The following is an 11,029-nucleotide window of genomic DNA, read 5'->3' as shown; positions in this document are numbered from 1 at the left end:
CATTGTGGGCCTGGAGCCTTTGTGGGTGAGCGATTAGATTGTTGAGTGCGCCGGCCGGGGTGTTGATTGCAGCGGAGATGAGGTCGGATGGGTCGAGGTCTTTGCCCTCTAGGTCTGCGACGACCTTCTCGTTGGCGATGTTTGAGAGGCCATCGGTGATGATCTGTGTTGTGATGCCGGCGGGAGAGAGGCGTCCGGAGGCCTTGAAGATGTTTGTGAGGCTTGAGACGGCGCCTGTCGCGGGAGCAAGGACGAGGCCGACAGTCGCGCTGAGGAGTGCCTGGTCGATCTGTTGGTTGGCCTCTTTTGTGCCGAACTTGCCCTTGAGTGCGAGGTCGAGCGCCTGAGCGGCGGCCTGGCCATAGCCGTCGGAGGCTTGGGAGGCGGTGACGGAGGCGGCGCCGATCCTGGCGGTACCGAAGGTGGAACTCCAGCCGGCATTGGCGGTTGTGATGGTGGCATCGAAGGCTTGAGGTGTCGTGACGTTGCCGAAGAGGCCGCGGGCGATGGCGACCTCGGTTCTGGTCAGTTGGCGGACCCCCTCGCGGGCGAAGTAGAAGGCGCCGACCCTGGCGCCGACACCGGCGCCGAGGGCGGAAGAGGTTGTGGTGGCCAGGTCGACCAGCTCATCGTTCATGGTGAAGGTGAGGTCCTCGGCGGTGACGGCCTTGGTGGGTTCGGCCGCCCATGGGCTTTGGATGTCGAAGGCATGCATTGTGGCCTGCATGGAGAGGCCGAAGAAGGAGGAATGGTGGTCGGCACTGAGGTTGCGGCCACGCAGCAGGTTGTAGGCATCGCCAGAGGCATCATAGACATTGGAGGCGAAGTAGCCGGCGACGGCGCCGAGGACGCCGCGCACGACCAGGCCCAGAGGCAATGTTGGCCCGAGGAAGAATGGGGCGACGGCGGCAGTCATGGTGAAGACGGTACGCACGGTCTCGTCGACGGAGGCCCAGATCTGGTCAGCCTCCATGACATCGCGGCTATGGCGAGGAAAGGCCTGGGCATAGTCGCGGTCGAGTGTGCGCAAGCCGGCCCCGAAGGCCTGGGCCGAGATCCTGCCGCCTTCCAGGTCGGTCAGCAACTGACTGGCCCGATCCTTCTGCCCGCTGACATAGTTGCGCGCGGTCTTGGTGGGGTCTTCAACACCAGCCCAGCCGAAGGCCCATTCCACGCCATCGCGTAGCAGGCTTTGGCCGGCGTCGGCCTTGTTGAGCTCGGCAAGGTCGTCATCGCGTTGCCTGATGGTCTCGCGGCCCAGCTTTGCCAGTGCGCCCATCGCCTGCTCGTGCGCCATGAGTGCCGGGCGCAGGCGCTGGCCTTGTGGTGTGGAGAACAGAGGCTCGCGCTCAGGCGCGCGGAGTTGCCGGCTCCCGGTGTCCGGCAGCAAGCGCCTGAGGTCAGGCAGCAAACCCTGGTTCTGCGGTTCGTGTGGTTGTGGAGCCGTCAGCCGCTCTACATCCGCCCTGTGTTGCGGGTTCTGCTGGCTCCAGGCTTCGATATACTGGCGTGCGGATGCCTCCTGCCTGAGGGTTGGAGCCAGACGCAGTTCTGCGATCTGGCGCCCCACTTCCATATCCACGGCCTGGCTGTCCCTGGCATAATCGCGTTCGGCAGCCTGCCGGTCCGAGTGGTGGTGGCGCCGGGTATCCGAGAGACCCAGTAGCCAGCCGTCATGACGCAGCACCTGCCCATTGGCCAACTGCCCGATCTTCAACCCCGTCGCCCGGTCCTCCAGCGTCGTCAACTGACCCTGGCTTGAGAACTCCCCTTCATACAGCATGGGATTTGCCACCTGCCAGGCAGCTTTCTGTCGCTTCAGCCCGGCAAGATCACTCTCCACGGCCTTCAGTCCAGCATCCAGGCTGGCTTGCGTGGCCTTGCCATGGGCAAAGCGTGCCGCGAGCTCGCTATCGGCGGCACGATTGTAGGTCACCCAGGCCTGGTTGGCGCGGCCTGTCTGCCCGGAGACAACTTCACCCGCCTCTATCTTGCCATGCAGGTGTTCAAAGTCGGCCCATGCGCCGGCTTCTCGAGCTCCGTCATGGGTCGAGCCGGCAACCTCCCATTCAGCTCGCCATTTGCCGAACTCCTGATCCAGCTGGGCTTGTGCCGCAAGGCGGATCTGCGTCTTGTCATGCAACGTGCGCTCAGCCTGCACCTGGTCAAGTCCCGCTTGCGCCACCGCAAGCTTGCGGTCGAGGTCGCTGGCCCTGGCGCTTGCTTGCGTGAACACACTGCGTGCCGCTTCATGCTCCTCGCTGCCCGGGCTCGTGCGCGACTGCTGGTCATAGGCACCAGCCAGCTCCTGCCGGGCCAGATGGTACTGCCGTGCCATCAGCACGACACGGACCCGACCGCGCCACACGCCGACCTCAAGCGCCCCGGCCTCCTCGAGCCCCCGGCGTTGCGCCTGCAGGCCCGAGATCGGGTCACCCAGTCGACGCCGCTGGGCTATCTGCCCATCGAGCTCCAGAATCTGCGACTGGTACTTGCCAAGCCCAGCCTTCTCGGCAGCCTGCGCCTGCTGCAACACATAACCGACACCGCCAAGGACCGCGACCGTCTCGATGGCCCCACTCTGCTCGTCAAGCTGCTCGACCTCGAAGACCGCATCCGATGCGATCTCCTCACGCGTCACCGTTCCATGCTGATGGTCGCGCTGCTCGATCACCAGCCGGTTCTTCTCGACATCATAAAGCGTCAGCGTCTCGACATCCTGGCCGGTCGCCTCAACCTGGCCCGCGCCCTCTCCAAGTGCCGCCAAGACCTGCCGCTCGTTCAACCCGTACTGGGTCGCGACCTCGCCAACAGAATGCCCCTCATCGAACAGGCCATGGCGTATCTGTGCGGCAAGAGCCTCATTGGCTGCAGCACCCTCCCCCTCCAGGATATGCCGCTCCCCATTCGGGGCGATCCAGACACGCTGGCGCCCACCATCCGCCTGCGTCACCGTCTCAAGGACCGAACCGTCTTCCTGCTGCTGGCGCACTCGGACAGGCTCGGCAGCAACGTCCGGCCCCAACCCCGTCAGTGCGCGCGTCGTGGCCGTCTCGAGCCCATCCGAACCGACAACCGTGCGTGTCTGGGTGCCAGCGCTCAGATCCTGCTCAAGCGCGCCGTTCGCGTCCTTGAACTCCACGCGGACGTCGTCATGCTGCAGGTCGTGGGTGTAGGTGAAGTGCTGCTCGCCAACACTGATCGTCGTGATACGAACGTCACCCTTCGTGCGTTCCGTGACCTCCGCCCCGGCCACACCGAACTCCAGCTTCAGCCAGTCCACCCCCCGCTGACCGGCGAGATCCTGCAGGCTCTGGCCCCCCGCAAGTGCCATGCTCAGCGCAACGGCGCGCTGCTGGACACGGTTGGCTCGCATCTGCCCCGGAACCGACAAACCCGTCGAGGAAAGCTGCAGCGTCTGCGCGCCACCGCCAAGGCTGCGCCTGTCCGTGCCGCTGCCCGTTCCGCCCGCCGCCAGCGCCTGTCCCGATACCGAACCGGAAAGCCCCCCACTGCTCCTCGACAAAGGCGATGAAGCAGATCCATAGCCCCGCTCACCGTCCGCTACGAGAAGGCCCATGCTCGGCATCGGTCGACGAACGTCCATCACAAACTTCCCTGAAATCCCGGATCATCAAATCGCTTATCACATGATGATTGTGATGGGCTGATGACTGAAGAAGTGTCGTTTGTGATTGGACTTTGCGAATCTCGATTGGAGCAATTTGGTCGAGATCCAATGTGAATGGGGTGGATTGAGTGGCCAGCTTCCCCCGGTTCGGGAGGAAGTTATCGAAAGTAAGGCATGATCTCCGTGGGGATGCCCCTGTCCTTCCCGTGTGATATCTCAGGCTTGTCCGTGCAACAGGACTGGATCCACTCCAAATACTTCGGCCATCAATTTGATCGTCGTTAGGTTTGGGATATGTCCATTCCAAATCCTAGAAATGAGTCTCTGCCCTATTCCTGAACGCGTTACAAGCTGTCGTCGGTCTATACCGAACTCATCCATCAGCATGGCCAGACGCATGGCGAGCGTTTCTCCGGCTTGCCATTCCCGGGCTATGCCACTTCTGAGCCAGTGAACTGATACATCCAGGGTATGAGCGAGAGCGTGAAGTGAAGTTGGTCGTGGATTTTGGGTTCTGCCCGAGAGAATGCTGATAATTGAACTCATGGACATGTCTGCTCGACGGGCCAGTTCTTGTGGTGTCCAGTTGCGCTCTTCCAAGACGCCCCACAGCCGCTTTGCAACTTCGGAACCGGGTTTTTCTGAGTTATCTTGCGCAAGATTCTTGGGAGGTGCTGCTCTCGAGATCTCATGCCAGGAATGATAAATGCTCGGGGGTTCCAGACTGATGCCGGATTTCCTGACACGTAGGTCGAAGTCCGGCACACAAACCTTCACTTCGTAGACTTGCACAAGGTGACGAGCGAGTTGGCGGTCATTCACGAGGAGCAAGATAACGTCGATCTGACCTCTATCATCCAACAGAGGCCAGTGTTTACCCAACTGTCTGGGTTCAACTGCCTGGCCGTCTGGCAGCAATATTTGGGGGGTTCCCGTTTTGGGGTGCGTATCGGTCTCGACCAAGAGTGAGTGCCATCCGATCGGGATATTGATTTCGTCCGAACAGCCAAGGTCAGCTAAGCCGGTGAAATCGACATCGATCCGCCGTTTCGGGTGTGTTCGCTTATACCAGTGACTGGGTTTCTCATCGTATAGTGATGACACAGGATCGGTCGCACGGCCTGCGTTTTGCACTTCGACTGGCCGTTGGGTTCCTGCGCTGACCGCCTCGTCAGCAAAGCTATCGAGCTGCAGCGCGAGAACGGTGGCTGTGAGCGGTTCCGGGGCGTCGGCTTCTGCATTCTTGGGAGGCTCAGGTGGTGACAGTGCTGCAAGAGGTTTGTCTACGCCCTCCAAGGCCGGAAGTTTCGGCGGGTTCGTGTCGCCGTCGGTGGCGCGTGCTTGCTCCTCCGGCCCGGGCTCGTCGCCATTATGTGGGATCTTTTCCGGAACCTTGATGCTGCCGAGAAGTAGTTCTGCTTCAACCTTCAATGTTGACGCAATCGTGCGGAGAATTTCGACTTTATTCTCAACTGTGTATCCGTTTAGGGTTCTCCGGATTTTTTGGACATGTACCCCCGAGAGTTGGCTCAGCTCCAAGGCAGATAGACCAAAATGTTCAAGCAACATCTTCAGTCGACGTTGCGGTGTTTTTTGTTCGGACCAGGGCCGTGTTCTTAGTAGAAGATGGACCTCAACACCGAGAGCGTCGGCGAGTGCTTTTATGACGCGAGGCTTAGGTGTGATAGTCGCGCCCTTGAGAATATTAGTCATTGTCTCGACGTTTATTCCAGACCTACGTGCAAGTATTAGCGGAGTTATACCGTATACTTCCAAGGCCCGTTTTAGGCGATCTATCAATGTTTGTGCCGCATGCCAAGGTTGCCCATCATCTAATGACGTAGCTTCTGTCGGTTGGTGGTTGTCATCCAGCTTCGCTAGATCATTGGGCGAATAGCTTGCCTCGTCTGCCCCCGGCTCTGTCTCCTGCGCTCCTGCTATAGTGCGGACGAGAACGATTGTGTCGGGATTTTGAAGATCGCGGATGGCCTCATGCGTGTATCCGATCTCAAGCCACTGCAGTGGGCTCGGACGTGGACGATCCGGAGACGGCACATAGACATGAGCCGGGTTGTCGGGTTCGGCTCCGACATGGATCATCTTGGCCGGTTGGCCGTTTTCCTCTTCCACGCTCCTAATCAGATCGAGCATGTCGGGATTTGATAAATAGCGTAAGGCATTTGGCGACAGGGCAGCGACTACTGAGGTGTCAGTGTGCTCGTCCCGTGCTGATTCGATGAAGCCGCTGGGTGTGCTATCGACGACGATCTTGACCGAATCGGGAGCTGGATGGGCTCCAGGTTCTGCAACTTCGGAACCCGCTTTTTCTGAGTTGTCTTGCGCAAGATTCTCGGGAGGTGTTGCTCTCGAGACCTCATACCAGGAATGGTAGATGCTCGGGGGTTCCAGACTGATCCCGGATTTCCTGACACGTAGGTCAAAGTCCGGCACATAAACCTTCACTTCGTAGATTTGAACAAGGTCTCGGGCAAGCTGGCGGTCATTCACAAGGAGCAAGATGACATCGATTTCACCTCTATTCTCCAGCAGAGGCCAATGCTCGTGCAATTGTCCGGGTTCAATTGCCTGGCCATCCGGTAATAATATGCGCACCGACCCTGTTTCGGGATCTGTGCCGGTTTCCACCAGGAGGGAGTGCCATCCCACAGGAATCTGGACTTCGTTTGAACGACTAAGGTTAGCTAAGCCGGTGAAATCGGCATCGATCTGTCGTTTTGGAAATGTCCACTTAAGCCACTGACTGGGTTTCTCATCATATGACGATGCCGCGGGATCGGTCGCGTCGGCTACACTGCGGAGCTCAACTGGCTGATCGGCACGTGCTTGCTCGGCTGAAACGGACCCGCCGCTGCCATGCGGGATTTTTTCGGGAACCTTCACATTGCCAAGAAGTAGCTTGGCGTCAACCTTCAGCGCTGAGGCTATAGTCTGGAGAGCTTCTCCTTTATTATCGACTGCGTGTCCTTTTATGATCCTCCCGATTGTGTGGATTGGTACACCAGAGAGTTCGCTCAAATCCTTCTGGGATAGTCCAAAAAGATCCTGCAGCGCTTTCAACCGAAGCTGCGGCGTTTTTTCTTCAAACCATGGCTTTGTTCCCCTTAAAAGATGAACCTCGACGCCGAGAGCATTAGCAATTGATCTAATAATGTGAGGATGGAGTTCGATGATCTCTCCATTGAGGATTTTTTCGAATCTATAAAAAGATACTCCTGATTTGCTGGCAAGTTCTCTCGGGTCCAGGCCGGATATTTCCATGGCTCGTTTGAGGCGATCCTCTAGTTTTTGAGCTGCATGCCAGGGTTCGCCATCATCCAATGGCGGAGGTGCGCTGGGCTTTTCGGTGATTGCCTGCCCGAGACCGTCGGCTGCCTGCCCGACCGCTAGACGTTGTCCTTTCCCCTTGCCTGTCCCCGGCTCTATCTCCTGCGCTCCTGCTATGGTGCGGACGAGAACGATTGTGTCGGGATTTTGAGGATCGCGAATGGCCTCATGCGTGTATCCGATCTCGAGCCACTGCAGTGGGCTCGGACGTGGACGATCTGGAGACGCCACATAGACATGCGCCAGGTTGTCGGGTGCCGCCCCGACATGGATCATCTTGGCTTGCCGGCCGTTTTCCTCTTCCATGCTCCTAATCAGATCGAGCATGTCGGGATTTGATACATAGCGGTGCTTGAGGGGCGCTGAGGCGGCAACATTGTGGGCCTGGAGCCTTTGTGGGTGAGCGATTAGATTGTTGAGTGCGCCGGCCGGGGTGTTGATTGCAGCGGAGATGAGGTCGGATGGGTCGAGGTCTTTGCCCTCTAGGTCTGCGACGACCTTCTCGTTGGCGATGTTTGAGAGGCCATCGGTGATGATCTGTGTTGTGATGCCGGCGGGAGAGAGGCGTCCGGAGGCCTTGAAGATGTTTGTGAGGCTTGAGACGGCGCCTGTCGCGGGAGCAAGGACGAGGCCGACAGTCGCGCTGAGGAGTGCCTGGTCGATCTGTTGGTTGGCCTCTTTTGTGCCGAACTTGCCCTTGAGTGCGAGGTCGAGCGCCTGAGCGGCGGCCTGGCCATAGCCGTCGGAGGCTTGGGAGGCGGTGACGGAGGCGGCGCCGATCCTGGCGGTACCGAAGGTGGAACTCCAGCCGGCATTGGCGGTTGTGATGGTGGCATCGAAGGCTTGAGGTGTCGTGACGTTGCCGAAGAGGCCGCGGGCGATGGCGACCTCGGTTCTGGTCAGTTGGCGGACCCCCTCGCGGGCGAAGTAGAAGGCGCCGACCCTGGCGCCGACACCGGCGCCGAGGGCGGAAGAGGTTGTGGTGGCCAGGTCGACCAGCTCATCGTTCATGGTGAAGGTGAGGTCCTCGGCGGTGACGGCCTTGGTGGGTTCGGCCGCCCATGGGCTTTGGATGTCGAAGGCATGCATTGTGGCCTGCATGGAGAGGCCGAAGAAGGAGGAATGGTGGTCGGCACTGAGGTTGCGGCCACGCAGCAGGTTGTAGGCATCGCCAGAGGCATCATAGACATTGGAGGCGAAGTAGCCGGCGACGGCGCCGAGGACGCCGCGCACGACCAGGCCCAGAGGCAATGTTGGCCCGAGGAAGAATGGGGCGACGGCGGCAGTCATGGTGAAGACGGTACGCACGGTCTCGTCGACGGAGGCCCAGATCTGGTCAGCCTCCATGACATCGCGGCTATGGCGAGGAAAGGCCTGGGCATAGTCGCGGTCGAGTGTGCGCAAGCCGGCCCCGAAGGCCTGGGCCGAGATCCTGCCGCCTTCCAGGTCGGTCAGCAACTGACTGGCCCGATCCTTCTGCCCGCTGACATAGTTGCGCGCGGTCTTGGTGGGGTCTTCAACACCAGCCCAGCCGAAGGCCCATTCCACGCCATCGCGTAGCAGGCTTTGGCCGGCGTCGGCCTTGTTGAGCTCGGCAAGGTCGTCATCGCGTTGCCTGATGGTCTCGCGGCCCAGCTTTGCCAGTGCGCCCATCGCCTGCTCGTGCGCCATGAGTGCCGGGCGCAGGCGCTGGCCTTGTGGTGTGGAGAACAGAGGCTCGCGCTCAGGCGCGCGGAGTTGCCGGCTCCCGGTGTCCGGCAGCAAGCGCCTGAGGTCAGGCAGCAAACCCTGGTTCTGCGGTTCGTGTGGTTGTGGAGCCGTCAGCCGCTCTACATCCGCCCTGTGTTGCGGGTTCTGCTGGCTCCAGGCTTCGATATACTGGCGTGCGGATGCCTCCTGCCTGAGGGTTGGAGCCAGACGCAGTTCTGCGATCTGGCGCCCCACTTCCATATCCACGGCCTGGCTGTCCCTGGCATAATCGCGTTCGGCAGCCTGCCGGTCCGAGTGGTGGTGGCGCCGGGTATCCGAGAGACCCAGTAGCCAGCCGTCATGACGCAGCACCTGCCCATTGGCCAACTGCCCGATCTTCAACCCCGTCGCCCGGTCCTCCAGCGTCGTCAACTGACCCTGGCTTGAGAACTCCCCTTCATACAGCATGGGATTTGCCACCTGCCAGGCAGCTTTCTGTCGCTTCAGCCCGGCAAGATCACTCTCCACGGCCTTCAGTCCAGCATCCAGGCTGGCTTGCGTGGCCTTGCCATGGGCAAAGCGTGCCGCGAGCTCGCTATCGGCGGCACGATTGTAGGTCACCCAGGCCTGGTTGGCGCGGCCTGTCTGCCCGGAGACAACTTCACCCGCCTCTATCTTGCCATGCAGGTGTTCAAAGTCGGCCCATGCGCCGGCTTCTCGAGCTCCGTCATGGGTCGAGCCGGCAACCTCCCATTCAGCTCGCCATTTGCCGAACTCCTGATCCAGCTGGGCTTGTGCCGCAAGGCGGATCTGCGTCTTGTCATGCAACGTGCGCTCAGCCTGCACCTGGTCAAGTCCCGCTTGCGCCACCGCAAGCTTGCGGTCGAGGTCGCTGGCCCTGGCGCTTGCTTGCGTGAACACACTGCGTGCCGCTTCATGCTCCTCGCTGCCCGGGCTCGTGCGCGACTGCTGGTCATAGGCACCAGCCAGCTCCTGCCGGGCCAGATGGTACTGCCGTGCCATCAGCACGACACGGACCCGACCGCGCCACACGCCGACCTCAAGCGCCCCGGCCTCCTCGAGCCCCCGGCGTTGCGCCTGCAGGCCCGAGATCGGGTCACCCAGTCGACGCCGCTGGGCTATCTGCCCATCGAGCTCCAGAATCTGCGACTGGTACTTGCCAAGCCCAGCCTTCTCGGCAGCCTGCGCCTGCTGCAACACATAACCGACACCGCCAAGGACCGCGACCGTCTCGATGGCCCCACTCTGCTCGTCAAGCTGCTCGACCTCGAAGACCGCATCCGATGCGATCTCCTCACGCGTCACCGTTCCATGCTGATGGTCGCGCTGCTCGATCACCAGCCGGTTCTTCTCGACATCATAAAGCGTCAGCGTCTCGACATCCTGGCCGGTCGCCTCAACCTGGCCCGCGCCCTCTCCAAGTGCCGCCAAGACCTGCCGCTCGTTCAACCCGTACTGGGTCGCGACCTCGCCAACAGAATGCCCCTCATCGAACAGGCCATGGCGTATCTGTGCGGCAAGAGCCTCATTGGCTGCAGCACCCTCCCCCTCCAGGATATGCCGCTCCCCATTCGGGGCGATCCAGACACGCTGGCGCCCACCATCCGCCTGCGTCACCGTCTCAAGGACCGAACCGTCTTCCTGCTGCTGGCGCACTCGGACAGGCTCGGCAGCAACGTCCGGCCCCAACCCCGTCAGTGCGCGCGTCGTGGCCGTCTCGAGCCCATCCGAACCGACAACCGTGCGTGTCTGGGTGCCAGCGCTCAGATCCTGCTCAAGCGCGCCGTTCGCGTCCTTGAACTCCACGCGGACGTCGTCATGCTGCAGGTCGTGGGTGTAGGTGAAGTGCTGCTCGCCAACACTGATCGTCGTGATACGAACGTCACCCTTCGTGCGTTCCGTGACCTCCGCCCCGGCCACACCGAACTCCAGCTTCAGCCAGTCCACCCCCCGCTGACCGGCGAGATCCTGCAGGCTCTGGCCCCCCGCAAGTGCCATGCTCAGCGCAACGGCGCGCTGCTGGACACGGTTGGCTCGCATCTGCCCCGGAACCGACAAACCCGTCGAGGAAAGCTGCAGCGTCTGCGCGCCACCGCCAAGGCTGCGCCTGTCCGTGCCGCTGCCCGTTCCGCCCGCCGCCAGCGCCTGTCCCGATACCGAACCGGAAAGCCCCCCACTGCTCCTCGACAAAGGCGATGAAGCAGATCCATAGCCCCGCTCACCGTCCGCTACGAGAAGGCCCATGCTCGGCATCGGTCGACGAACGTCCATCACAAACTTCCCTGAAATCCCGGATCATCAAATCGCTTATCACATGATGATTGTGATGGGCAAATGGTGATA

General features: G+C 61.0%; 2 protein-coding genes. Both read right to left on the bottom strand.

The genetic code is table 11. The features are described 5' to 3' along the window. Positions 1-3,607, bottom strand: a 3,607-nt coding sequence (locus tag AC3WTO_RS31045) for a hypothetical protein (protein ID WP_492558470.1), incomplete at its 3' end; no start/stop codon positions are given. Positions 3,608-3,847: 240 nt separating this feature from the next. Beyond that, positions 3,848-10,930, bottom strand: coding sequence for a helix-turn-helix domain-containing protein (locus tag AC3WTO_RS31040; protein ID WP_492558469.1), 7,083 nt, complete (start codon positions 10,928-10,930; stop codon positions 3,848-3,850). Positions 10,931-11,029 lie beyond the last annotated feature (99 nt).

It is taken from the genome of Mesorhizobium sp. EU05-FHT14A09 (assembly GCF_058790995.1).
Note: the sequence above shows the minus strand (reverse complement) of the source record. Positions and strands in the feature narration are given on the sequence as shown.

Excerpts from the sequence above, each read along its gene's own strand:
- AC3WTO_RS31040 (WP_492558469.1), bottom strand. The coding sequence starts at position 10,930 with ATGGGCCTTCTCGTAGCGGACGGTGAGCGGGGCTATGGATCTGCTTCA.